Origin of the sequence: Olleya sp. Hel_I_94 (assembly GCF_007827365.1) — a bacterium.
Taxonomy (GTDB): domain Bacteria; phylum Bacteroidota; class Bacteroidia; order Flavobacteriales; family Flavobacteriaceae; genus Olleya.
Window position 1 is genome coordinate 2,308,869 of record NZ_VISI01000002.1, and the last position, 24,755, is coordinate 2,333,623.

Sequence of the window (24,755 nt, forward strand, 5' to 3'; positions counted from 1 at the left end):
TAGCTATTTTTTATTGTGTTTATGGTTTATAGGCATTTTATTTAATTGTTAGCAGTTATTTGAGAAATGACATCCAGAAAAACAAACATCAAGCAACATTATGTGCCTCAATTCTATTTGCGAAACTTCGCTGATGAAAATGAAAAGTTTTTTGTATTTGATGTAAATAGAGAAAATAAATATCAAACTTCCCCAAAAAAAGAATGTTACGAAAAACTTCTTTATGATATAAATCCTGATATTCTGAATAAATTTAGTGACCATTCAGAAAATTACGAAGAAATTGTTGATGACAATATTAGAATCTTAAACGAAGAAGTTTCTGCTATTTTATTGAACTTCCTAGATAGAACTATAAAATCTGAAAAAGACTTTAAATTTGAAAGACCTGAAAGAGAAAAATTATATGACTTCATATTGTTACAAACTTTTAGGACACCATTTTACAGGGAAAGACTAGGATATTTAGGTGTTTCATTTGCTTTAAAAACTGGTGTTAACGATTTAGAAGACAAAGAGTTTTTAGATGTAATCCATAATCTACTAATTTTCGGAATTATTGAGCAACTTTATGGTTTAGACTTCAAACTAAACAAAACTTACCACCTGTTTTTTGACCATTTAATTGACGAAATTTTAAATATTAAAACTCAATTAAGAAATGCGGGAAAGTTATTTTTATTAAATAAATCAAAAGAACACTTTATCACAACCAACACACCAATAAACATTCGGTGGAAACCAGATTTTCTTGCTCACCATAGAGCTTTAATGACATTTCCTGGAGAAGACAAACCTGTAGTTGATATTGGAAATTATATTGAGTTTTTAACAATACATCTGCCTATATCAAGTGACTTTTCTATTTTTATTTTCGAGAAAGAACTTGATAAAAACCTCACGGAATTGAATCGAGGAATTGGAATAATTAAAGATTGGAATTCTGATTTGATTACAAATTTAAACTATAGTGCATTTCTGAAAAGTTCTGACAAAGTCATCTCTAAAACAAATGATTTTGAGAAATATGTAGAAATGAAAAAACAAAGACAAAACCCAGCTATGAATTTCAGATTTAGTGAATAAAAACAACTGCTAACACCGTGTATAACTTATTGTTAGTGCTTGCCTATTTACTACAATCCTCAGAGATTTTCTATTCAGTTTGTATTTATTAAATTAGATGCATAAACACAAAACAGTCCATCATGGAAATAGGAACAAAATTTATTAAAATCAATTGGAAATATCGAGTACTATTTGCAATAGGTACAGGTCTGTTGTACGGTTTTACACTATGGCTTTTTGATTATTTTTCTGATGAAAATATTTACTCAACAAACAATATTATTTTTCAAGCCCTTTTCTTTGGTTTATTTTTTGGTATTGGATTTCCGTATATAAATCAAAAGCTTGCTGACAAGTTTTCTAATAAAATAGGACATACAATCAAACCAGATTTATCACCAGACGAAACTGTTGAAGTAGAAGGTCCTGCTAATCTATTTCGTGGTATGGAAGGTGTAGGTGGAAAAATATTTTTGACCAATAAAAAGCTAATCTTTAAATCGCACAAAATTAATATTCAAACAGGACAAACAGATATTGCTTATTCAGATATTGATCAAATTATAAACCGTAAAACTGCAAAACTAATTAATAACGGAATTAGGATTGTGACTAAAGACGGTAAACAATTTGATTTTGTAGTTAATGAAAGAGGAGTATGGTTGGACCACATTAATAATCACCTAAAATAAGATTTTAAGACATTTTAAACTGCCAATAATGTAAATGTGTGCAACCTATATTATTAGCACCTAAAACTACCTTAAAATTAGCTTAATACCGTTTTAATTAAAGTAGATTAATCTACCCATTCTGCGATAAACAAATTAGTATCGCGTCCACCACCATTATTACGGTTAGACGAAAACGCTAACTTTTTACCATCGTTAGAAAACACCGGAAACGCATCAAACGTTTCGCCATGTGTAACACGCTCTAGGTTTTTACCATCAATATCAATTAAGTATAAATTAAACGGAAAACCACGTTCTGCTTCAAAATTAGAAGAGAATAATACCTTGTTACCACTTGGGTGAAAAAACGGACTCCAATTGGCATTTCCTAAATCCGTTAATTGGCGTAAATCACTACCATCTGCATTACAAATGTATAGTTCCATATCTGTTGGCTCAACTAAACCTTCGGCTAACAAATCTTTATAGTCTTTAATTTCTTGTTCAGTTTTTGGTCTAGACGATCGGAAAATTATTTTTGTTCCGTCAGGCGAGAAAAATGCACCTCCATCATAACCTAATTCATCTGTAATTTGTTTTACATCACTACCATCCAAATTCATAGTATATAACTCTAAATCGCCACTTCTGGTAGACGTAAATACAATTTTATCTCCTTTTGGAGATACTGTTGGCTCAGCATCATAACCAACCTCATTAGTCAATTGCTTAACAATATTACCCTCTAAATCTGCAACAAAAATGTCAAACGTATCATAAACAGGCCAAATATATTTACCGTTTTTACGTAAAGGGGTTTCAGGACAGTCTTTATCTGCTAAATGTGTTGATGCATAAATAATATGCTTATTATCTGGCATAAAATAAGAGCATGTTGTACGTCCCATTCCTGTACTAACCATTGGTGGTGCAATACTATCAAAGGTTTGATTGGCATCCATTAAAAACATTTGGTCACAACCAACACTCCATTTTTTGTAATTAGATTGAAACACTAATTTACTATCATCAAAACTCCAATAGGCTTCAGCATTATCACCTCCAAAAGTCACTTGACGTAAATTTTTAAAATGAATTTCTTCAGGATAAATCAAAGGGTTTTTTACTTCAGTAACTTCAGGTTTTACGGTTGTATTAGTAACATCAGTTTTAGTTTCATTTTTACATGAAAAAATAAAAGCTGTAACTAGTAAAATTCCGAATAAGCGTGTTTTCATAATAGGTTTTATTAAATGGCTTTAATTGCCTAATTTTGAGTAAAATTAATACTTCTTATCATGAAATTAATAAAACTACTTGTTTTTTTACTTGTTTTCACCTCATGTAAACACGAAATTTTAAAAGAAATTACCATTCAAGAGGATGTTCAGTTTTTAGCTGACGATGCTTTGGAAGGTCGTCAAACAGGTACAAATGGCGAGCAAAAAGCTGCAAAATATATTGCAGAACGTTTTAAAAATTTAGGCTTAACACCAAAAGGTACCGATGGTTATTTTCAGGCGTTTTCGTTTAAACCAAAAACAGATCCACATCAAGAAGTAAAGTATAATGTAAAGGATGGTGATAGTACAATTACAGGCACAAACGTCCTTGGTTTTATTGATAACAAAGCCGATAACACTGTAATTATTGGCGCACACTATGACCATTTAGGTTATGGAGCAGAAGGGAGTTTATTTAGAGGCGAAAAAAAAGAAATACATAATGGAGCAGATGATAACGCAAGTGGAGTAGCAGTGCTACTAAATTTAGCACAAAAGCTAAAGGCTAAAAACACAAATAATAACTATTTATTTATCACATTTTCTGGCGAAGAAATGGGCTTATTAGGCTCTAATTATTACACAAAAAATCCAACAATCGACAACAAAAAAGCCAATTATATGATTAACATGGATATGGTTGGTCGTTTAAAAGCAGATAGTACATTGGCTGTTTACGGTGTTGGTACGTCACCCATTTTTAAACAGACGTTACAAGCACACAATAACCGTTTTAAATTAGTACAAAAAGAGTCTGGAGTTGGACCAAGTGATCATACTAGTTTTTATAATTCTGACATACCTGTATTGCACTTTTTTACAGGTCAGCATGAAGATTACCACAAACCATCTGATGACACAGAGCGTTTACATTTTAATGGTATGCAAATCATTTCAAATTATATTTTTGAAATCATAACAGATTTAGATAACAACGGGAAACTACCCTTTAGAAAAACTAAAAACGAAAGCGATGAAGTGCCACGTTTTAAAGTAGGACTTGGTGTAATACCAGATTATTTATTTGACGGAAAAGGCATGCGAATTGATGGTATAAGCGAAGATAAACCAGCACAAAAAGCGAACCTTAAAAAAGGTGATATTGTTGTCAAACTTGGCGATAGTACAGTTTTTGATATGATGAGTTACATGAAGGTATTAGCAACTTTTAAAGAAGGTGATAAAACAAATATAACAGTAGACAGACAAGGCACAATGGTTGATGCTGAAATACAATTTTAAAGCTTCCTAATTAAACCATGAAAATCACCAACCAGGACATAATAACAAAAATACACTTAATCATATCTGTATGTATTGTTGTTCCTGTGTCTTTTTTTTATGGTTTTAATCCAAGCTCTCAGTTCGATATTCATTTAAACACCATTGACGAGCATAATTTTTTTAAAGCCATTATGGGCCTATATATAGGGTTTTCTATACTTTGGATTTTGGGTGTATTTAAAGCCAATTATTTAAAAATGGCATTGGTAACCAATATGATATTTATGCTGGGTTTAGGTTTTGGAAGGTTGCTAAGTTTAACATTAGACGGTGTTCCAACCTTTGGCTTTAAATTTGGGACTATTGCAGAGTTATTTTTAGGGTTTTATGGATTGTGGGTATTACTAAGCCATCATACTACCACAAATACCTAAACTAACAATTACATAAACAGCAGCTAGTATAAATAATACTTTAGCTGCTTTTTTGTTTTTTTTAAGCAACGCCAAACCAATAATAGCTAATAAAATGGCTGGTCCAAACATGATAGCAGCAAAAAATAAGACTATTCCGTCATAATTTCCTCCTCCAGTAGCTTCTATTAAAAAAAATGTATTCATAAAATTCCGCAATAGCCTAAGCTAATTAATACATAAACAGCAGTTAAAATACCAATAACTTTAGCTGTTTTTCGCTTTTTGTTTCTTAAAGATAACGCAATAATTGTTGCAATTATTGGTACACCATAAAAGATAAAAAGCAGTAGTAATATAGTATTTCCGCTAATATTCAAAATCATTGCTTGAAGCATATTTTATTTTTTATGATTAAAAACAGTAGTGACATAACTCTATATTTATTTTTACTTAGTAATTAAATCTCGTTTCTAAGTTCTTCTAATCGGGCTTTTTTATCATCACGATAAAACAAATTCATGGTTTCAAAAGGGATGATTTTATTGTCTTTATCCACAATATGCACACATGATTTTTTAATGGCTCTAACATCAAAGTTATAAGCATCTATAAACTGCATAATAATCACTCTAAATAAATTATCATACCCTAATTCTGGAGCATCAATATTTGGTAAGCAACACATTATGGATTTTAGGTTTTCTTCTGCCACTTCAACCGAGTTTCCTGTACTAAACAACTCCACCATTTTACCTTGCAGTGCTTCATCTTGCTCGTAAATAATAGTGTTTTTACTATTATCTAATAAATCGTTTGGATTAATATAACGCGTTAACGGAAACACTTCGTCTCCTAATTTAAGTGCGTAACCCATAACTAATGCGTCGGGATTACAGGGTACAGGAAGTAAATCGTCAGCATTAAAAATAGTGGTTTGTTCCATTATTTTTCGACGTACTTCAGTAATAGTCATTCGATCCGTTTCTGGATTAAAATTATCCAAACGTCCTGCAATTTGTGTTGGTTGTAAGGTTACACCTCTAACACATTTTTGTTTTAAAGCGTAGTCAATAATTTTACCGATTTCGCCATCATTTAAGCCTTTTTGTAGGGTTACCACTAAAGTCGTTGACAGGTTTAGTTTGTTAAGGTTTTCAATAGCTTGTTTACGGATATCATTTAAATCGGCACCACGAAGCTCGCGCAACACACTGTTTTCAAACGAATCAAATTGTAAATAAATTTCAAAATCCGGAGCGTAGGTTTTTAGTCTTTCCGCGAAAGCAAAATCTTTAGCAATTTTAATCCCATTGGTGTTAAGCATTAAATGTCTAATCGGCAACGTTTTGGCGTAATCCATAATGTCCCAAAACTGAGGATGTATGGTTGGCTCTCCACCAGATATTTGTACTACATCAGGCTCCTTTTCGTTTCTAACAATAGTGTCCAACATAGCTTTAACTTCGTCCAAAGTACGATGTCTACCGTATGTTGGTGATGAGCCTGCATAACATGTCGGACAAGTCAAATTACAGCGATCCGTCACCTCAACAACCGTCAAACAACTGTGCTGCTCGTGGTCAGGACACAAACCACAATCATAAGGACAACCATAATCCGTTTTAGTGTTAAAAGTATAGGGTGTTTCGCTAGGCTTATTGTAGTTGCGTATGTTTTTATAATACTTAATATCGTCAGCAATTAACACCTTACTATTACCATGTTCCTTGCAACGTTTTAACATGTAAACATTATCATCTTCAAAAACAATTTTGGCATCCACACGTTTTAAACACTCAGGACACAGGCTTAAAGTAAAGTCGTAATAGGTGTAATTTCTAACTGGCATTTTCTGTTTTTTTAAGTTGTTTGGGCGTTACCACAAGGGTCGCGCTATCCACTAAATCTTTTTTATCGTACCTCAAAAAAGGATACCGTTTCTATCGCTAACGCAGGTGTTTTCCAAGTAAAAGACTAGCAATAAATTTGCTGTAATACAACCAACAAATTACACATAATATTTGGATACTGCTTAAGCCAAAAGTATAAAATACATTAGGTTTTAAAAACTCGATACAAAATCTAAAACAAAAATAACTTAGCATAAAAAACTTGAATAAATCACCATTTTTTAATCGGAAGGTTTTGTGTATAGTTTTTAAAGCAATAAATAATATAGTTAAAAAGACAAGTTCATATAAAGACGTGGGATGACGTAGTAATCCATCACCTAAATCCATTCCAAAAACTGACGTAGTTACTTTACCATAAGTAAACTCGTTAATACCAGATAAAAAACAACCAATACGACCAATAAAGATTCCTAAAATTATAGGAAACACAAATAAATCTCCAGACGATTGCTTTTCGCTAATTATTTTTTTTGCCAATTCTACACCAAGTAAACCGCCAAATAAACCACCCATTATGGTTTTTGTGTTTAGTAATGTAATGGCGTTTTTTAATGTAAATTCAATTAAAGGATTTTCTAAAAACCCAACCAATCTTGAGCCAATTAAAGCAGCCAAAGCTGCGCCTAAAATAATAGAGAGTCTATTATTGCTACTAATAACATCAGTACTGCGTTTTCTTAAAAACACATAATATCTATACGCTATAAAAAAGGCGAGATATTCTAATATAAGATGAATATTTATGTTAACGCCAAAAAGCTCAGGGTTGAAGGGTAGGTCCAAATAATGATAGATTATTAGTTAAATATACACAATTACCTAAAAAACACTAATTTTGCACCAAAATTGTATCGTGGTAAAAATAGGTAATATAGAACTTCCAGACTTCCCATTGTTGTTAGCACCAATGGAAGATGTGTCAGATCCACCATTTAGAGCGTTGTGTAAAGAGCAAGGTGCAGATGTTGTGTATACAGAGTTTGTAAGTAGTGAAGGTTTAATACGTAACGCAGCAAAAAGCGTTATGAAATTAGATATTTACGAAAAAGAACGTCCCGTTGGTATTCAAATCTTTGGAGCTAATTTGGATAGTATGTTACAAACCATTGATATTGTTGCCGAGTCTAAACCTGATATTATTGATATTAATTTTGGATGTCCTGTTAAAAAAGTAGTTAGTAAAGGTGCAGGAGCAGGAATCTTAAAAGATGTTTGCCTAATGGAACAACTAACAGCCGAAATGGTTAAACGCACTAACATCCCAATAACCGTAAAAACACGTTTAGGTTGGGACCACGATTCTATTAGAATTGTTGAGGTAGCAGAACGACTTCAAGATGTAGGTTGTAAGGCTATAGCAATACATGGTCGTACCAGAGCACAAATGTATAAAGGTGATGCCGATTGGAAACCGATTGCACAGGTAAAAAACAACCCACGTATGCATATTCCTGTTTTTGGAAATGGAGATGTGACTACACCAGAACGTGCAATGGAAATGCGTGATCAATATGGTTTAGATGGCTGTATGATTGGTCGTGCAACTATTGGTAATCCATGGTTTTTTAAGCAGGTCAAACACTTTTTTGAAACAGGAGAACATTACAGGCCAATTACTATGCAAGAGCGTGTGGATGCTGCACGCAGACACTTGCAAATGTCTATTGACTGGAAAGGAGAAACACTTGGTGTTTTTGAAACCAGACGTCATTATACAAATTACTTTAAAGGGATTCCGCATTTTAAAGAACACCGAATGAAAATGGTTACTAGTGATGCATCTGTAGATGTATTTGCTGCTTTTGATGAGGTTTTAGAATTGTTTGCAGATTTTCAATTTACAGAATAATCAAGCTAATACTTTGTTAAGCAAAGCGCCAACTATATATAACAGTAAGCGCAAGAAGGATGAAGCAATTTGTCTGAGCTCCTCGAAGAGAGCGAGTTGCGCGAGCCTGTTTGCCTGTTAAGGCAACTTGCCCCAATTTTAATTAGTTTTTACTAAATCACGTGTAATACGTGAGGCTGCTATTTTTGAAGCTATTATCCCTAAAATTGAAATAGTTAGCATGACTATCACAAAGTTTTTTAAGTGTATTGCAACTGGATAAGGTAAGCTTGGTGTAATCATTATTAAGTCAAAACTAGCTTGTAATTGAACAACTATGTAACCTATTACTAATCCTAAAAACCCACCAATAATAGTCATTAAAACACCTTGATAAAAAAAGATGTTTCTTATGTCTTTTGCTGTTGCTCCTATATTATATAGGGTACTTAAGGTTTTCTTTTTGTCTAAAATCATCATTATAATAGAACCTATGACGTTAAATAAGGCAATAATAAGTACTAATGTGAAAATTAAATAGACTGCTAAATTCTCTGTATTTAGCATTTTGTATATCGCATCGTTTAGTTGGTCCTTATTTTTTATCATAATGTTTTTACCTAAAATACTTTTAATGTTGGTTATAACTGTTTCTTGATTAGCATTGTCAGTCAATTTAAACTCTAAGCTGGTAATTTGATTGGGTTGGTAATTTAATAATTGACGTGCAGTATCAATAGATGCAAAAATGTACTTATTGTTAAGTTCTTCGTTAATATCATAAATACCTACATTTATGGTGTTTACTTGGTTTAGTGCTTGGTTTTGAGAGGTGATTTGACCTTTTCCTGGTTTTGGAACAGATAAGGTGACGGTTTTACTGTAATCGTTTACAAATACAGATAATCTATTAGATATTGCCCAACCAACAACTATTTGTGGTGTGTCTTGGTACAGCCAATTACCATAAGGTATAACAGAGTCTATAGCTGTTATTTTGTTATAATTGTTGTCTACACCTTTAATGTAAGCTGGATGGTTATTACCATCTGATGAAGCAATAATACGTTCTTCTATTATTTTAGAAAAGTTGGCAACACCATCTATAGCAAGCAATTGTTGGTTCTGGCTTTCATCTAGAGTAAATGATTTACCAATATTGGTTTCTGCTTTTAAATCAGGATCTATAATACTTGAAAATTCTAGCGTAAAATCTCTTAAGCCAGCAAAACCAGATAGTACTATAAACAGTGAAGCTGCACCTAAAACGATACCTACAATAGCTATTATTGTAATAAAGTTAATGGCATTATTACTGCTTTTACTGCGTATGTAGCGTTTTGCTATGTATAAAGAAAAATTCAATTAACCTTTGCTACGTTTATCTAATAAATCTGGATTTTGTATTGGATTTTCATCCCCTTTTAAAGATTTTTCAATTTTATCGATATGCTCTAAACTGTCGTCAACGTAAAACTCTAATACAGGCATTCTGCGTAATTGGTTTTTGGTACGTTGTGCCAATTCATGTCTAATCATAGGTTTGTTAGCTCTAATTCCCTCTAAAAGCTCTTTAGCTTTATCATTAGGGAATATGCTTAAATAAACCTTAGCGTCTGTTAAATCTGCAGTTACTCTAACCTTAGATACAGATATAATTATACCACGCATTCCACCTTGTGTAGCAGCGCCTTGAAGGATATCTACTAAATCACGTTGTAAAACCGAGGCTATTTTTTTTTGTCTTTGACTTTCTTCCATGTTGCAAAAATAGTTGTTATTACAATAATATATTACTTTTAAGCCATAATTAAGCAATTATTATACCCTAAATTATATATTTAATGGAAAAAATAGAACATATTGGAATAGCAGTCAAAAATTTAGAGGAATCTAATGTACTTTTTGCGAAACTTTTTGGCAAGCCACACTATAAAATTGAAACGGTAGAAAGTGAAGGGGTTAATACTTCTTTTTTTGAAGTTGGACCCAATAAGATAGAGTTATTGGAAGCAACAAAGTCAGATAGCCCAATTGCAAAGTTTTTAGAGAAAAAAGGTGAAGGTATACATCATATTGCTTTTGCTGTAGATGATATAAAAGCAGAAATTTTGAGATTAAAATCTGAAGGTTTTATTATCTTAAATGAAACACCTAAAAAGGGAGCAGACAATAAGTTAGTTGCTTTTTTACATCCAAAATCCTCCAACGGTGTATTAATAGAGTTATGTCAAGAGATTAAGTAATTAAAAAAAGTCTTGCAAGACTTTAAAATAAGTAGTAATATTGCAATCCGATTTCGGGTCCTATAACTCAGCTGGTTAGAGTATCTGACTCATAATCAGAAAGTCCCTGGTTCGAGCCCAGGTGGGACCACCATCAAAACCGATTCATTAATTTGAATCGGTTTTTTTGTTTTATATATGTTAAATGGTTTCTTCCATTCATATTTAATGTTTTGTTTTACGTATCAAATAATTATTCTAATTAATTAAGCATCAGGTAGTATTATTAATATTCAATTAGAATTAAACACTATTTAGCATATGTCTTTTACAAGAATCAAGTCTGTTTTTGTTTTATTATTAGTACTTCTATCTTCTTTTTTATGTACTTCTCAGAATATTAATAAACTACTAAAAAAAGGTAGCATTGAAGATAAAGTGTTTAAATCAACATTTAAATATGAGCCTTACGGTAATTCTATATTTGTTAAGGTGTTAATTAAAGATAAAGAGTATCGTTTATTATTTGATACTGGAGCAGTTACTGCAATTTCACCTAGAATGGTAGAGGAATTAAACTTAGAGATTGTAGGTAAAGAAGACGTTTATGATTTAGGAAATACCTCTAAAAATTTAAATTTTGTTAAAATAGATACTATAAACTTTAATGGAATTAATTTTTTTGATACTGGTGCAGCTGTGCTTGATATTGAAGCGGTAAAAGATTTTAAGTGTACAAGAATAGATGGGTTTTTAGGTGCAAATTTTATGCGAAATGCTGTTTGGGAAATAGATATGGTAAAGCACGAGATTACATTTGCAAATACTATTGACTCGATTAGTATTCCGGAGGGGACACCTTACACTAAAATTTTTATTGGATATGACGGGACACCTGCAATCACAGCTTTTTTAGGTAACGAAAAATTATATAGTACTATGATAGATTACGGTTATGGTGGTGGCATTTCTCTTTTTTTCTACGATTTTAAAAAATTAAGAGATGAAAATCCTAATATTAAATATGTAAAATCTAATGGAGGAAGTACTGTGGCGGGAGTGTATGGCGATCTAAAAATGTCTACGTCTTATAAAGCAATAGTTGATAATTTTAAAACAGGAGAGTTTAAAGTACCAAGTAACTTAATGGCTTTTGGTCAATTAGGTGCAAGGACGATTGGTGCTGGATTTTTAAAAAATTATAGAACGGTTTTAAGCTGGAAAGATCGTAAAATATGGTTTATTGAAAATAAGGCAGCAGATGATCAAGTTATATTTAGTGGTCATGGTTACGGAATTAGACTTGAAAATGAATCCATTTTTATCAGTTCAATTTCGGAAAATTCAGAAGCGGAAGAAAAAGGTCTTAAAATTAATGATAAAATTTTAAGTGTAAACGATTTGGATTTTACAAAAGTGACGGATCAAAAATGGTGTGAGATTCTAAGTACTAATCGTCCTGACAAGGTTAAACTTGTCATCCAAAGGGATACAAAGCAATTAACTGTAGCGCTCGAAAAAAAGGTTTTATTAAGTAATTAATTCACTTTTTTTATTGTCCTCAAGATCTACAAATACTTTTTTATAGAAATTGAATAAAATTAAACATCTTGGGTGTCATAATAACACCTGTTTAAAATACTGATTATCAATTATTTAAACTGTTATTTTGTAGCCTGAATTTAGTCTGTGTTTTAAAAATAGACTAGGTATGAAATGTCAAACCTCTACTTTAGATTATTATTTAAATAGAAGTAGACCATAAATGGAATTAAACAAATACAGTAAAACAGTCACTCAAGATCCAACGCAGCCAGCTGCTCAAGCTATGTTGCACGCTATTGGATTAACTAAAGAAGATTTTTTTAAGCCAATCATTGGTATTGCGAGTACAGGTTACGAAGGTAATCCTTGTAATATGCATTTAAATGATTTAGCAAAATTGACAAAAGAAGGGACTAAAAACGAGGACATCATTGGTCTTATTTTTAATACTATCGGTGTTAGTGACGGTATTTCTATGGGGACACCAGGTATGCGCTACTCATTACCATCTCGTGATATTATTGCAGATTCTATGGAAACTGTAGTACAAGCCATGAGTTATGATGGTTTAATTACGGTAGTAGGTTGTGATAAGAATATGCCAGGTGCATTAATTGCAATGATTAGATTAAATCGTCCTAGTATTTTAGTGTATGGTGGTACAATAGATTCTGGTTGTCATAACGGACAAAAACTAGATGTCGTCTCTGCTTTTGAAGCTTGGGGAAGCAAAGTTGCTGGAACCATGGAAGAAACAGAATACCAAAACATCGTTGAAAAAGCATGTCCAGGAGCAGGAGCATGTGGTGGGATGTACACTGCAAACACAATGGCTTCGGCTATTGAAGCTTTAGGGATGACCTTGCCTTTTAACTCGTCTAACCCAGCATTAAGTGATGCTAAAAAAGCCGAATCTATTAAAGCAGGAGAAGCGATGCGTGTGTTGTTAGAAAAAGACATCAAGCCATCAGATATTATTACTCGTAAATCTCTTGAAAACGCGGTTAGATTAGTTACTATTTTAGGAGGTTCTACAAATGCAGTGCTTCACTTTTTAGCAATTGCAAGAGCAGCAGATATTGATTTCACTTTAAAAGATTTTCAAAAAATAAGCGATACTACACCCTTTTTAGCAGATTTAAAACCTAGCGGAAAATATTTAATGGAAGATGTACACGCTGTTGGCGGAATTCCTGCAGTATTAAAATATTTATTGAAGAAAGGTTTAATTCATGGGGATTGTTTAACCGTTACAGGAAAAACAATTGCAGAGAATTTATTGGATGTTGAAGATTTAACTGAAGGTCAAGATGTAATAAAGCCAATTGAAGAGCCAATAAAAATTTCAGGTCATTTAAGAATGCTTTATGGTAATCTTGCTACCGAAGGTTCTGTTGCTAAAATTACAGGAAAAGAAGGTTTGAGTTTTATCGGAAAAGCAAAAGTATTTGAAGGCGAATATGCTGTAAATGATGGAATAAGAGACGGATTAGTAGAAAAAGGAGATGTGGTCGTAATAAGATACGAAGGTCCAAAAGGAGGTCCAGGAATGCCAGAAATGTTAAAACCAACTGCTGCAATCATGGGAGCAGGTTTAGGTAAAGATGTCGCACTAATTACAGATGGACGTTTTTCTGGTGGGACACATGGTTTTGTTGTTGGACATATTACTCCTGAAGCACAAGAAGGAGGAACTATCGCTTTAGTAAAAGATGGCGATATGATTTCTATTGATGCAGAAACAAACAGTATTGTTTTGGAAGTGTCTGAAGAAGAACTACAAAAAAGAAGACAATCATGGAAAGCACCAGATTTAAAGTTTAAAAGAGGGGTGTTGTATAAATATGCTAAAACGGTATCATCAGCATCAAAAGGATGTGTAACGGACGAGTTTTAAAAAAAACGAATTATCCAAAATAGAATAATATGGATACAAAAACAATAAATAGAGAAACAAACACAACGCAAACTACAGAGCGTATTTCTGGTAGCGAAGCAGTTATCAGATGTTTGTTAGCTGAAGGTGTAGATATCCTTTATGGATATCCTGGAGGAGCAATCATGCCAGTTTATGATGAGCTTTACAAATACCAAGATAAAATTCACCATGTGTTAACCCGTCATGAGCAAGGTGCAACACATTCTGCTCAAGGTTATGCACGTATTTCGGGTAAAGTTGGTGTAGCAATTGCAACGTCAGGTCCAGGAGCAACTAACTTAATTACAGGTATTGCAGATGCGCAAATAGATAGCACACCAATGGTTTGTATTACAGGTCAAGTAGCGTCACATTTATTGGGTAGTGATGCATTTCAAGAAACAGATATTGTTGGTATTTCTACGCCAGTTACAAAATGGAATTGTCAAGTTACAAAAGCGTCAGAGATTCCTGAAGTTATGGCTAAAGCCTTTTATATTGCAAGAAGTGGACGTCCAGGACCTGTTTTAATAGACATTACAAAGGATGCTCAGTTTGAAGAGTTTGATTTTAAATACGAAAAATGTAAAGGGGTCAGAAGTTATATTCCCATTCCAAAATTAGATCAGACTTCGGTTGAAGCTGCTGCAAAATTAATTAATGCGGCTAAAAAACCTATGATTGTATGGGGTCAAGGCGTGTCTTTAGGTCAGGCTGAAGCCGAATTTAAAGCGGTTGTTGAAAAATCAGGAATCCCTTCCGCTTGGACCATTTTAGGTGCAGGAGCAATTCCAACATCTCATCCTTTAAATATTGGTATGGTTGGTATGCATGGTAATTATGCACCAAATGTGTTGACTAACGACTGTGATGTATTAATTGCAATCGGAATGCGATTTGACGATCGTGTTACCGGAAGTTTATCTACATACGCTAAACAGGCTAAAGTGATTCATTTTGAAATTGATCCAGCCGAAATTGATAAAAATGTAAAAACAGATGTGGCTGTTTTAGGTGATGCAAAAGAAAGTTTAGCAGCTCTACTTCCGCTTTTAGAAGAAAAAACACATCCAGAATGGCATCAAAAATTTAAAGATTTATATGCTATTGAATATGAAAAAGTTATAAAACACGATTTGCATCCTACAAAGGAAGGCTTAACTATGGCTGAGGTGTTAAAAGAAATTAATATTCAAACCAAAGGTGATGCAGCAATTGTAACAGACGTTGGTCAGCATCAAATGGTTGCTTGTCGTTATGCCAATTTCAACAAAACAAGAAGTAATATCACTTCTGGTGGATTAGGTACAATGGGCTTTGGTTTACCTGCAGCAATTGGAGCAAAAATGGCTGCTCCAGATCGAGAAGTTATATCAATTTCTGGTGATGGTGGTTACCAAATGACGATTCAAGAATTGGGTACTATTTTTCAGCAAAAAGTACCAGTGAAAATTGTGGTTTTAAATAACGAGTTTTTAGGTATGGTTCGCCAATGGCAACAGTTGTTTTTTGATAAACGTTATGCGTCTACAGAAATGACAAATCCAGATTTTGTAGCCATTGCAAAAGGCTATTTTATTGAAGCCGAAAAAGTAACTAAGCGAGAAGATTTAAAAGAAGCAGTTGCTAAAATGATAAACACAGATGGACCATACTTTTTAGAGGTTTGTGTAGAAAAGGAAGGCAATGTGTTCCCAATGATACCAACAGGAGCATCAGTTTCAGACGTAAGATTAGAATAATATGGAAGCAGAAAACAACATATACACTGTTTCGGTTTACACCGAAAATAATATAGGATTATTAAATCGTATTTCGGCAATATTTCAACGTAGACATATAAATATTGAAAGTATAAATTCTTCGGTTTCAGAAATTGAAGGTGTTTCAAAATTTACAATCGTTGTTAATATTACCGAAGACCAAATGAAAAAAATAATTGGTCAAATTGAAAAACAAGTAGAAGTTATTAAGGCTTACTTTCATACAGATGAAGACACCATTTATCAAGAGTCTTGCATCTTTAAAATGAAGTCTGATTTATTGTTTGAAGAACGACAAATTCAGAATATTATTAAAGAAAGTAATGCTAGGATTGTAACTGTAAATCGTGATTTTTTTGTGATTGAAAAATCTGGACGTAAAGAAGAAATAGAATTATTATATAGAGAATTAAGTGCTTTTGGAATTATGCAATTTACACGCTCAGGACGTATTGCTGTTACAAAAGACGAAATGAAAATATCAACAATGCTAGAAGCTTTTCAAGCATAACCAAAAATTAAAATACAAGACAATGTCAAATTATTTCAACACATTATCATTAAGAAACCAATTAGATCAATTAGGTAAATGTAGATTCATGGATGCTTCAGAGTTTGAAGATGGTGTAAATGCATTAAAAGGGAAAAAAATTGTAATTGTTGGTTGCGGTGCACAAGGTTTAAACCAAGGTTTAAACATGAGGGATTCTGGTTTAGATATTTCATACACATTAAGACAGGTTGCAATTGACGAGCAACGCGAGTCTTTTAAAAACGCAAACTCTAACGGGTTTACGGTCGGGACTTATGACGAGTTAATTCCTACTGCAGATTTAGTGTTGAATTTAACACCAGATAAGCAACATACAAACGTAGTTAAAGCGATAATGCCTTTAATGAAAAAAGGCGCGACATTAAGTTATTCTCACGGATTTAATATTGTTGAAGAAGGGACTCAGGTAAGAGAGGATATTACTGTTATTATGGTCGCTCCAAAGTGTCCAGGAACAGAAGTGCGTGAAGAATATAAACGTGGTTTTGGTGTGCCAACATTAATTGCCGTACATCCAGAAAACGACCCAGAAAATAAAGGTTGGGCACAAGCAAAGGCTTATGCTGCAGCAACTGGAGGGCATCGTGCAGGTGTGTTAGAATCGTCTTTTGTTGCTGAGGTAAAAAGTGATTTAATGGGTGAGCAAACTATTTTATGTGGTTTGTTACAAACTGGAGCAATTTTGTCTTTCGATAAAATGGTAGCCGAAGGTATTGAACCTGGTTATGCTGCAAAATTAATTCAGTTTGGTTGGGAAACAATTACTGAAGCTTTAAAACATGGTGGAATTACAAACATGATGGACCGTTTATCTAATCCAGCAAAAATAAAAGCATACCAATTGTCAGAAGAATTAAAAGATATCATGCGTCCTTTGTTTGAAAAGCATATGGATGATATTATCTCTGGTCATTTCTCAGAAACAATGATGGAAGATTGGGCAAATGATGATGTAAATCTTTTAAAATGGAGAGCTGCAACTGGTGAAACCGCTTTTGAGAAAACAGCATTAACACCAGATCATATTTCTGAGCAAGAGTATTTTGATCACGGAACATTATTAGTAGCATTTGTAAAATCTGGTGTTGAGTTAGCTTACGAAACTATGGTAAGTGCAGGGATTATTGAAGATTCAGCGTATTACGAGTCGCTTCACGAGTTACCATTAATTGCAAATACCATTGCTAGAAAAAAATTATTTGAAATGAATCGTGTCATTTCAGACACTGCAGAATACGGATGTTATTTATTTGACCATGCTTGTAAACCGTTATTAACTGATTTCATGAAAACGGTTAAAACAGATATAATTGGTAAATCATTTTCTCCAACAACAGGCGTTGATAATATCGAATTAATAGCAGTAAACGATGCGATTAGAAATCATCCAATCGAAGCAGTCGGAAAACGATTAAGAGCTGCAATGACAGCAATGAAGATTATAAAATCAGATGTTAAGACAGAAGCATCAGTTTTAGCTTAATAGCTAATTAGCTTCTCACACTGAGCGCAGTCGAAGTGTCTCATTTATAAAACAAAAACATTTCCACTGTCGTGGGAAATAAACATGGAAGAAACCAAAACAACATACAGGCCTACTATAGAAGCTGTTGAGGCTGCTGCCGAAAAATTAAGAGGAGTTGCTGCTGTAACTCCTTTAATTTCAAACATGAGATATTCAAAGCAATTTGAAGCAAATATCATGTTTAAACGCGAAGACTTACAGCAAGTACGTTCCTATAAAATTAGAGGTGCTTACAATAAAATGTCATCTTTAACTCAAGCTGAAGCTAAAAAAGGAATTGTATGTGCAAGCGCTGGAAACCATGCACAAGGTGTGGCCTTATCTTGTAAATTGTTAAAAATAAAAGGGACTATTTTTATGCCTTCTCCAACACCAAATCAAAAGGTGGAACAGGTTAAAATGTTTGGAGAAGATTATATAGAGGTGGTTTTAGTGGGCGATACGTTTGATGATGCTTATCATGCAGCAATGGAAGATTGCGAGCGTTTAAACAAAGCGTTTATTCATCCATTTAATGATAAAAAAGTTATAGAAGGTCAAGCAACGGTTGGTTTAGAGATTATAGATCAAACGGAGTTTCATCCAATAGATTACGTTTTTGTACCTATTGGAGGTGGTGGTTTGTCTTCAGGTTTATCCTCTGTTTTTAAGTTGTTATCGCCACATACAAAAATTATAGGTGTGGAGCCAAAAGGGGCACCTTCGATGTTAACATCAATAAGAAATAATAAAAACACCGAGTTAGAAGAGATCGATAGTTTTGTAGATGGTGCTGCGGTTAAACGTGTTGGTGATTTAAATTTCGCCATTTGTAAAGAGACCTTACATCGTGTGGTTACTGTGGATGAGGGTAAGATTTGCCAAACCATTTTAGATTTATACAATAAAGAAGCGATTGTAGCAGAACCTGCAGGGGTTTTAAGTTTATCTGCTTTAGAGTATTTTAAAGAAGAAATTAAAGGTAAAAATGTAGTTTGTGTTATAAGCGGAAGTAATAATGATATTACGCGTACTGCAGAAATTAAAGAACGCGCGCTATTACATGCCGATTTAAAGCACTATTTTATTGTTAAGTTTCCACAGCGATCTGGAGCATTAAGAGATTTTGTTGTTGATATTTTAGGTGATACAGATGATATTACTCATTTTGAATACACCAAAAAAGCAAACCGTGAAAATGATGTTGCTGTGGTTGGAATTGAGTTAAAATCTCCAAATGACTTAGAGCCTTTAATTACAAAAATGAAGCGTCACAATTTTTATGGAGATTATCTAAATGATAAGCCTGATTTATTTCAGTTTTTAGTGTGATTTTGATAATTATGACCTTAAATACTTTCAAATTCGTAAAAATTCATTAAAAATGACACAAAATAAACTTTTGTATCAAATTAAATTATACGTTTGTACCATGTTTACAACACTAAATAAAAACGAAAGACCCACAAGTTTGCTATTACGCAGACGACGTCGCTAATACGCATACTTCAAGCTTTTAGTTAATAGTTTTTATTTTTTTTCAGACAGTGAACAATTCAACACAAATAGTTTCTTTTTTAAATACAGTTATTAGAAATAATAACAGGATAACCCTACGTCCAATTTTCCGTCGTCGCCCTTAGGGTGTACTTCTATTTATAGAACTAAGGTGAGTCCGGTTCTGCTTTCAAAAACAAAAATTATCACATTTTTTAATTTAAAATTCAATTACAATGGAAATTGTTATTGCTGATAAATCGCATAGTATTTACGCAGATATTATTTGTAACACTATTGCTGATGCTGCTCAAGTTAGAGGAACAGGGATTGCAAAACGCAAGCCTGAATACATTATTACCAAAATGGAAAATGGTAATGCTGTTATTGCTTTAGAGGGCGATAAATTTGCAGGCTTTTGCTATATCGAACAATGGGGTCATGGTAAATTTGTGGCTAACTCTGGATTAATTGTACATCCAGATTTTAGAAACATGGGCTTAGCTAAACAGATCAAACAGAAAATATTCGAGCATTCTAGAATCAAGTTTCCGGAGGCTAAAGTATTTAGTATTACTACAGGTTTAGCAGTTATGAAAATGAATAGTGATTTAGGTTATAAACCTGTTACGTTTTCAGAATTAACAGACGATCAATCCTTTTGGAATGGCTGTCAGACCTGCAAAAATTTTGATGTTTTAACTAGAACAGAGCAAAAAATGTGCTTATGTACAGGTATGTTGTATGATCCTTCTAAAAAGGAAGCAGCAAGACCAGCAGCAAATAATCATGATAAAAAAGTATGGACCAGATTGAAAAATATTAAGCAATCCATGTTTCTAAAAAAAGATAAAAATGAAAAATAAAGGTAAATTAGTCATAGCATATAGTGGTGGATTAGATACATCCTATTGCGCAGTAAGCTTAAGTAAAGCTGGATACGATGTGCACGCGGTAAGCGTAAATACGGGTGGTTTTTCTGATGAAGAAATTACTGCAATAGAAAAAAACGCTTACAAAATGGGTGTGTCAACCTATAAGAACATCGACGCTATTGCATCGTATTATGATAAAGTGATTAAGTATTTAATCTTCGGGAATGTTTTGAAGAACAACACCTATCCTTTATCTGTAAGTGCAGAACGTATTATTCAAGCTATCGAAATTATCGAATATGCAAAAAGTATTGATGCCGAATATATCGCACACGGAAGCACAGGAGCAGGTAACGATCAAGTGCGTTTTGATATGATTTTTCAAACTTTGGCGCCACATATTAAGATTATCACGCCCATTAGAGATGGAAGTTTAAGCAGACAACAAGAAATTGATTACTTAAAAGAAAACGGTATCGAAGCGTCTTGGGAAAAGGCAAAGTATTCTGTTAATAAAGGACTTTGGGGAACTAGTGTTGGTGGAGAAGAAACATTAACATCAGAAAAACCATTACCCGAAAGTGCTTATCCTTCGCAATTAAAACATGCAGACAATGAAAAAGTGACATTAACCTTTTTAACAGGAGAATTGGTTGCTGTAAACGGAGTTGAAAATGCATCTGACGTAAATATTGAAGTCTTAAACAATCTAGCATCTGCGTATGCAATTGGAAGAGATATACATGTTGGAGATACTATTGTTGGTATAAAAGGACGTGTTGGTTTTGAAGCTGCAGGTGCTTTGGTTATTATAAAAGCACATCATTTATTAGAAAAGCATACGTTGACTAAATGGCAATTACAACACAAGGATTATATGTCAAATTTCTACGGAATGCACCTGCATGAAGGGCAATATTTAGATCCTGTAATGCGAGACATGGAAGCCTTTTTACAAAGCAGCCAAGACAAAGTGTCGGGAGATGTTTTTGTGACCTTAAAACCATACCATTTTACCGTAGACGGAATTAGCTCTAAGCATGATTTAATGAATGCAAAGTTTGGAAGTTATGGCGAAGAAAATAAAGGTTGGACTGCTGAGGAAGCTAAAGGCTTTATCAAAATAGTTGGTAACCAAAATAAGATTTATCAACAAGTAAATAATTAATTGAATGAGACCTGTTAGGTTTTTAAAACCTGACAGGTCTGAAGTTAGTTGAACTAAAATATTCCCATTTTCGAGGGAAATAGATATGAAAAAAATAGAAATAGGAATCATTGGAGGAGCAGGTTATACAGCTGGAGAACTTATTAGATTGTTGTTAAATCACCCAAAAGTAAATATCAATTTTATTTACAGTACGTCAAATGCTGGTAATAAAATATCTAAAGTACATCAGGATTTAATTGGCAGTACAGATTTGGAGTTTTCAAATCAAATTAACCCAGAAGTGGATGTGTTGTTTTTGTGTTTAGGTCACGGGAATTCTAAAGCATTTTTAGAGAACAATTCATTTTCTAGTAAAACTAAAATTATTGATTTAAGTAATGATTTTAGATTAACTAAAGACGCCATTTTTGATGGCAAAACGTTTGTTTATGGTTTGCCGGAATTAAATAAAGAAGCGATTAAAAAAGCGAATTATATTGCAAATCCAGGGTGTTTTGCTTCAGCTATTCAGTTAGCATTATTGCCTTTAGCTAAAGCTGAAGTTTTGCAAAACGATGTACATGTTAATGCGGTTACAGGAGCAACAGGAGCAGGAACATCATTATCCGCAACTACGCATTTTACGTGGCGAGATAATAACTTTTCGCATTATAAAGCTTTTACACATCAGCATTTGGGTGAGATTAATCAATCGGTTAAATTGTTGCAATCTAGCTTTAAGTCAGACATCAACTTTATGCCAAATCGTGGTGATTTTTCAAGAGGGATTTTTGCAACTATGTATACTAAGTTTAAAGGAAACTTGGAAGACGCAAAAGCATTGTATAACACGTTTTATAAAGATGCTGCTTTTACTGTGGTTTCGGATGATGAGATTCATTTAAAACAAGTGGTAAATACTAATAAGTGTATGCTTCATTTACATAAACATGAAGACAAATTATTGGTGACAAGCATTATTGATAATTTATTAAAAGGCGCTTCGGGTCAAGCTGTTCAAAACATGAACTTAATGTTTGGTTTTGATGAAACAGAAGGTTTAAAACTGAAAGCAACTTATTTTTAAAAGTACTGCAGCTGCGTTAGCGGTTGAAGTGGCATCCTTTTTATTTGTCTCCTCGAGCGCAGTCGAGAGGTTGACAAATAAAAAGATATAACGGAAAACGCGACCCTTGTGGTAACGCCCAAATAATAAAAGGATGTCACCTTGAGCGCAGTCGAAAGGTCTTAGTAAAAAGAAAGTTTAATTAAAAAGATAATAGTCATTGCGAGCTTTACGAGTGAACGAAGTAAACCTGAAGCAATCTGTTTAAAGAGATTACTTCAGTCATTCTTCTTTCGTAATGACAAAAAAAAACAAACAAATGAAAATAGCAATTATAGGAACAGGAAACTTAGGAAAGTCCATCGCAAAAGGATTGATAACCAACAATGCCATTACTAGTTTGTATTTAACCAAACGGAATTTGGAAGACATTCAAGAATTTGATGGTTATAAAAATGTGCATTTAACGACGGATAATATTGAAGCTGTAAGGCAATCTGATATCATGATTTTTGCAGTGCAACCAGCGCATTTTGAGCAAATATTGAATGACATTAAGCCGGAATTAACAGAGAAACACGTGTTGATTTCGACTATTACAGGTTTTCTAATTCCTAAGATTGAAGCGCAAGTTGGTGCGGATAAATTTATCATTCGTGCGATGCCAAACACCGCAATTGCAGTTGGTAAATCGATGACCTGTTTGTGTAGTAATGTGCAAGGTGCAAAACGCATTAAAATTGCTGAAGCTATTTTTAACAGATTAGGACATTCATTAAGTATTCCAGAAAGTCAAATGCAAGCTGCTACTGTGGTTTGTGCAAGTGGTGTTGCGTTTTGGATGCGTTTAATTAGAGCAACAACACAGGCTGCTATTCAGTTAGGGTTTGATGCTAAAGAAGCGCAAGAACTAGCGATGTATACCAGCGAAGGTGCGGCGAGTTTATTGATTACCAACGGGAATCATCCGGAAGAGGAAATAGATCGTGTAACGACGCCAAAAGGGTGTACGATTGAAGGTTTGAATGAGATGGAACACAAAGGATTGAGTTCGTCTTTAATACAAGGTATGATTGCCTCGTTTAACAAGATTAGTAACATTAAAGAAGAGCAGATATGAGTTTATTTAACGTGTATCCTTTGTTTGATATCACACCTGTAAAGGGTGTAGATGTTTTTGTTTACGATGAAAACAACACCAAATATTTAGATTTATATGGTGGACATGCCGTGATTTCTATTGGGCATTCGCACCCAAAATATGTGGCTGCAATTTCTGATCAAGTAGCCAAATTAGGATTTTATAGTAACTCGATTCAGAATCCTTTACAAGTCGCTTTGGCTAAAAAATTAATCGCTTTTTCAGGCTGCAAAGATTATGCATTGTTTTTATGTAATTCTGGAGCAGAAGCCAATGAAAATGCTTTAAAACTGGCGTCATTTCATAACGAAAAGAAAAAAGTTGTTGCTTTTAAAAATGGGTTTCATGGTCGTACATCAGCAGCTGTTGCAGCAACCGATAATGCGAAGATTATAGCACCAATTAACGCACAGCAAGAGGTTGAGATTCTGGCATTAGGTGACATAGAAGGAGTCGAGAAAGCATTGGCTAAAAACGATGTCTGTGCTGTAATTATTGAATGTATTCAAGGTGTTGGAGGATTAGATGAAAGTACTGCTGCGTTCTACGAAGGTGTAGATGTTTTATGCAAAAAATATAATACGTGTTTTATTGCAGATGAGGTGCAATCAGGTTTTGGAAGAACTGGAGATTTCTTCGCATTTCAGAAATATAATGTGATACCAGATATTGTTTCGATTGCCAAAGGCATGGGGAATGGTTTTCCGATTGGTGGGATTTTAATTCACCCAAATATTAAAGCCTCTTTTGGTTTATTAGGAACCACTTTTGGTGGGAATCACTTGGCATGTGTTGCATCTTCGACTGTATTAGAAGTTATTGAAGAAGAGGATTTGATGCAAAATGCTAAAGACGTCTCAGCTTATTTTCTAGAGAAAGCAAAAGAAATTTCGGCAATTAAAAACATAAAAGGACGTGGTTTAATGTTAGGATTGGAATTTGATTTTCCGATTGCTGAACTACGTAAAAAGCTAATTTTTGAACATAAGATATTTACTGGAAGTGCGAAGAATCCTAATTTATTACGAATTCTTCCGCCTTTAACCATCAAAAAAGAACATGTCGATTTGTTTTTTAAGGCTTTAAAAAGTGAGTTACAAGGCTAGCTTGAG

24 protein-coding genes and 1 tRNA gene are annotated in these 24,755 nt (G+C 33.5%); 18 read left to right on the forward strand and 7 right to left on the reverse strand.

Going from position 1 to position 24,755, the window contains the following annotated elements; translation table 11 throughout:
• The first annotated feature begins 66 nt into the window (after positions 1 to 66).
• Entirely contained in the window at positions 67 to 1,086 is a 1,020-nt protein-coding gene (locus JM82_RS13610; protein ID WP_145005077.1) for a DUF4238 domain-containing protein, read from the forward strand.
• Between the two features lie 122 nt (positions 1,087 to 1,208).
• Positions 1,209 to 1,760, forward strand: a complete 552-nt coding sequence (locus JM82_RS13615; protein WP_145005080.1) for a GRAM domain-containing protein — start codon at positions 1,209 to 1,211, stop codon at positions 1,758 to 1,760.
• A gap of 107 nt (positions 1,761 to 1,867) precedes the next feature.
• Here the strand turns inward: JM82_RS13615 and JM82_RS13620 are convergent, their stop codons facing one another.
• Complete coding sequence (locus JM82_RS13620) at positions 1,868 to 2,980, reverse strand: TolB family protein (RefSeq protein WP_145005083.1); 1,113 nt, start codon at positions 2,978 to 2,980, stop codon at positions 1,868 to 1,870.
• 60 nt (positions 2,981 to 3,040) lie between these two features.
• Between JM82_RS13620 and JM82_RS13625 the strand changes: the two genes are divergently transcribed.
• Positions 3,041 to 4,267: a M28 family peptidase gene (locus tag JM82_RS13625; RefSeq protein ID WP_145005086.1), complete on the forward strand. Its 1,227-nt coding sequence runs from the start codon at positions 3,041 to 3,043 to the stop codon at positions 4,265 to 4,267.
• A 17-nt stretch (positions 4,268 to 4,284) separates the two neighbouring features.
• Positions 4,285 to 4,683 carry a DUF4345 domain-containing protein gene (locus JM82_RS13630; protein WP_145005089.1) on the forward strand — a complete coding sequence of 133 codons (399 nt, stop codon included), beginning with the start codon at positions 4,285 to 4,287 and terminating at the stop codon, positions 4,681 to 4,683.
• Here JM82_RS13630 and JM82_RS13635 read toward each other — a convergent pair.
• The 4 genes from JM82_RS13635 to JM82_RS13650 form a co-directional block, all read right to left on the reverse strand.
• Positions 4,654 to 4,869 (reverse strand): hypothetical protein, encoded by a 216-nt coding sequence (locus JM82_RS13635; protein WP_145005092.1) that lies wholly within the window; start codon positions 4,867 to 4,869, stop codon positions 4,654 to 4,656. The two genes, JM82_RS13630 and JM82_RS13635, sit on opposite strands and share 30 nt — an antisense overlap.
• Positions 4,866 to 5,048 (reverse strand): hypothetical protein, encoded by a 183-nt coding sequence (locus JM82_RS13640; protein ID WP_145005094.1) that lies wholly within the window; start codon positions 5,046 to 5,048, stop codon positions 4,866 to 4,868. The genes JM82_RS13635 and JM82_RS13640 overlap by 4 nt, the downstream gene beginning before the upstream one ends.
• A 74-nt stretch (positions 5,049 to 5,122) precedes the next feature.
• Positions 5,123 to 6,514: a radical SAM protein gene (locus JM82_RS13645; protein ID WP_145005097.1), complete on the reverse strand. Its 1,392-nt coding sequence runs from the start codon at positions 6,512 to 6,514 to the stop codon at positions 5,123 to 5,125.
• A 97-nt stretch (positions 6,515 to 6,611) separates the two neighbouring features.
• Positions 6,612 to 7,361, reverse strand: coding sequence for a prolipoprotein diacylglyceryl transferase (locus JM82_RS13650; RefSeq protein ID WP_145005100.1), 750 nt, complete (start codon positions 7,359 to 7,361; stop codon positions 6,612 to 6,614).
• A 70-nt stretch (positions 7,362 to 7,431) separates the two neighbouring features.
• Between JM82_RS13650 and dusB the strand changes: the two genes are divergently transcribed.
• Positions 7,432 to 8,427, forward strand: coding sequence for a tRNA dihydrouridine synthase DusB (gene dusB, locus JM82_RS13655; protein ID WP_145005104.1), 996 nt, complete (start codon positions 7,432 to 7,434; stop codon positions 8,425 to 8,427).
• A 138-nt stretch (positions 8,428 to 8,565) separates the two neighbouring features.
• Here the strand turns inward: dusB and JM82_RS13660 are convergent, their stop codons facing one another.
• Positions 8,566 to 9,771, reverse strand: a complete 1,206-nt coding sequence (locus JM82_RS13660) for an ABC transporter permease (RefSeq protein WP_145005107.1) — start codon at positions 9,769 to 9,771, stop codon at positions 8,566 to 8,568.
• Complete coding sequence (gene rbfA / locus JM82_RS13665) at positions 9,772 to 10,167, reverse strand: 30S ribosome-binding factor RbfA (RefSeq protein ID WP_145005110.1); 396 nt, start codon at positions 10,165 to 10,167, stop codon at positions 9,772 to 9,774. It lies immediately after the preceding gene.
• 83 nt (positions 10,168 to 10,250) lie between these two features.
• Between rbfA and mce the strand changes: the two genes are divergently transcribed.
• The 13 genes from mce (at position 10,251) to JM82_RS13730 (ending at position 24,749) form a co-directional block, all read left to right on the forward strand.
• Positions 10,251 to 10,652 carry a methylmalonyl-CoA epimerase gene (gene mce / locus JM82_RS13670; RefSeq protein ID WP_145005113.1) on the forward strand — a complete coding sequence of 134 codons (402 nt, stop codon included), beginning with the start codon at positions 10,251 to 10,253 and terminating at the stop codon, positions 10,650 to 10,652.
• 56 nt (positions 10,653 to 10,708) lie between these two features.
• Positions 10,709 to 10,785, forward strand: a tRNA-Ile gene (locus JM82_RS13675).
• A gap of 167 nt (positions 10,786 to 10,952) precedes the next feature.
• A complete protein-coding gene (locus JM82_RS13680) occupies positions 10,953 to 12,173 on the forward strand; it encodes an aspartyl protease family protein (protein WP_145005116.1) in 1,221 nt (406 codons plus the stop codon).
• A 223-nt stretch (positions 12,174 to 12,396) separates the two neighbouring features.
• Positions 12,397 to 14,073: a dihydroxy-acid dehydratase gene (gene ilvD, locus JM82_RS13685; RefSeq protein ID WP_145005119.1), complete on the forward strand. Its 1,677-nt coding sequence runs from the start codon at positions 12,397 to 12,399 to the stop codon at positions 14,071 to 14,073.
• 29 nt (positions 14,074 to 14,102) lie between these two features.
• Positions 14,103 to 15,836 carry a biosynthetic-type acetolactate synthase large subunit gene (gene ilvB / locus JM82_RS13690; protein WP_145005122.1) on the forward strand — a complete coding sequence of 578 codons (1,734 nt, stop codon included), beginning with the start codon at positions 14,103 to 14,105 and terminating at the stop codon, positions 15,834 to 15,836.
• A 1-nt stretch (position 15,837) separates the two neighbouring features.
• Positions 15,838 to 16,368, forward strand: a complete 531-nt coding sequence (gene ilvN / locus JM82_RS13695) for an acetolactate synthase small subunit (RefSeq protein WP_028288914.1) — start codon at positions 15,838 to 15,840, stop codon at positions 16,366 to 16,368.
• A gap of 22 nt (positions 16,369 to 16,390) precedes the next feature.
• Entirely contained in the window at positions 16,391 to 17,893 is a 1,503-nt protein-coding gene (ilvC, locus tag JM82_RS13700) for a ketol-acid reductoisomerase (protein WP_145005125.1), read from the forward strand.
• Positions 17,894 to 17,977: 84 nt separating this feature from the next.
• Entirely contained in the window at positions 17,978 to 19,246 is a 1,269-nt protein-coding gene (gene ilvA, locus JM82_RS13705) for a threonine ammonia-lyase IlvA (RefSeq protein ID WP_145005128.1), read from the forward strand.
• Positions 19,247 to 19,647: 401 nt separating this feature from the next.
• On the forward strand, positions 19,648 to 20,277 hold the full coding sequence (locus JM82_RS13710; protein ID WP_145005131.1) for a GNAT family N-acetyltransferase: 630 nt from the start codon (positions 19,648 to 19,650) through the stop codon (positions 20,275 to 20,277).
• Positions 20,267 to 21,454 carry an argininosuccinate synthase gene (locus JM82_RS13715; RefSeq protein ID WP_145005134.1) on the forward strand — a complete coding sequence of 396 codons (1,188 nt, stop codon included), beginning with the start codon at positions 20,267 to 20,269 and terminating at the stop codon, positions 21,452 to 21,454. The genes JM82_RS13710 and JM82_RS13715 overlap by 11 nt, the downstream gene beginning before the upstream one ends.
• Positions 21,455 to 21,539: 85 nt before the next feature.
• Positions 21,540 to 22,523: an N-acetyl-gamma-glutamyl-phosphate reductase gene (argC, locus tag JM82_RS13720; protein WP_145005137.1), complete on the forward strand. Its 984-nt coding sequence runs from the start codon at positions 21,540 to 21,542 to the stop codon at positions 22,521 to 22,523.
• A 298-nt stretch (positions 22,524 to 22,821) separates the two neighbouring features.
• The gene (proC, locus tag JM82_RS13725; protein ID WP_145005140.1) at positions 22,822 to 23,622 is read left to right on the forward strand and encodes a pyrroline-5-carboxylate reductase; all 801 of its coding nucleotides are present in this window, start codon (positions 22,822 to 22,824) and stop codon (positions 23,620 to 23,622) included.
• Entirely contained in the window at positions 23,619 to 24,749 is a 1,131-nt protein-coding gene (locus JM82_RS13730; protein ID WP_145005143.1) for an aspartate aminotransferase family protein, read from the forward strand. The genes proC and JM82_RS13730 overlap by 4 nt, the downstream gene beginning before the upstream one ends.
• Positions 24,750 to 24,755 lie beyond the last annotated feature (6 nt).

Coding starts and splice junctions, on each gene's coding strand:
- JM82_RS13640 (WP_145005094.1), bottom strand. CDS start 5,048: ATGATTTTGAATATTAGCGGAAATACTATATTACTACTGCTTTTTATC.
- JM82_RS13645 (WP_145005097.1), bottom strand. CDS start 6,514: ATGCCAGTTAGAAATTACACCTATTACGACTTTACTTTAAGCCTGTGT.
- proC (WP_145005140.1), top strand. CDS start 22,822: ATGAAAATAGCAATTATAGGAACAGGAAACTTAGGAAAGTCCATCGCA.
- ilvB (WP_145005122.1), top strand. CDS start 14,103: ATGGATACAAAAACAATAAATAGAGAAACAAACACAACGCAAACTACA.
- ilvA (WP_145005128.1), top strand. CDS start 17,978: ATGGAAGAAACCAAAACAACATACAGGCCTACTATAGAAGCTGTTGAG.
- JM82_RS13680 (WP_145005116.1), top strand. CDS start 10,953: ATGTCTTTTACAAGAATCAAGTCTGTTTTTGTTTTATTATTAGTACTT.
- rbfA (WP_145005110.1), bottom strand. CDS start 10,167: ATGGAAGAAAGTCAAAGACAAAAAAAAATAGCCTCGGTTTTACAACGT.
- JM82_RS13625 (WP_145005086.1), top strand. CDS start 3,041: ATGAAATTAATAAAACTACTTGTTTTTTTACTTGTTTTCACCTCATGT.
- JM82_RS13615 (WP_145005080.1), top strand. CDS start 1,209: ATGGAAATAGGAACAAAATTTATTAAAATCAATTGGAAATATCGAGTA.
- JM82_RS13610 (WP_145005077.1), top strand. CDS start 67: ATGACATCCAGAAAAACAAACATCAAGCAACATTATGTGCCTCAATTC.
- ilvD (WP_145005119.1), top strand. CDS start 12,397: ATGGAATTAAACAAATACAGTAAAACAGTCACTCAAGATCCAACGCAG.
- ilvC (WP_145005125.1), top strand. CDS start 16,391: ATGTCAAATTATTTCAACACATTATCATTAAGAAACCAATTAGATCAA.
- JM82_RS13620 (WP_145005083.1), bottom strand. CDS start 2,980: ATGAAAACACGCTTATTCGGAATTTTACTAGTTACAGCTTTTATTTTT.
- JM82_RS13730 (WP_145005143.1), top strand. CDS start 23,619: ATGAGTTTATTTAACGTGTATCCTTTGTTTGATATCACACCTGTAAAG.
- JM82_RS13710 (WP_145005131.1), top strand. CDS start 19,648: ATGGAAATTGTTATTGCTGATAAATCGCATAGTATTTACGCAGATATT.
- JM82_RS13715 (WP_145005134.1), top strand. CDS start 20,267: ATGAAAAATAAAGGTAAATTAGTCATAGCATATAGTGGTGGATTAGAT.
- JM82_RS13635 (WP_145005092.1), bottom strand. CDS start 4,869: ATGAATACATTTTTTTTAATAGAAGCTACTGGAGGAGGAAATTATGAC.
- JM82_RS13630 (WP_145005089.1), top strand. CDS start 4,285: ATGAAAATCACCAACCAGGACATAATAACAAAAATACACTTAATCATA.
- ilvN (WP_028288914.1), top strand. CDS start 15,838: ATGGAAGCAGAAAACAACATATACACTGTTTCGGTTTACACCGAAAAT.
- mce (WP_145005113.1), top strand. CDS start 10,251: ATGGAAAAAATAGAACATATTGGAATAGCAGTCAAAAATTTAGAGGAA.
- argC (WP_145005137.1), top strand. CDS start 21,540: ATGAAAAAAATAGAAATAGGAATCATTGGAGGAGCAGGTTATACAGCT.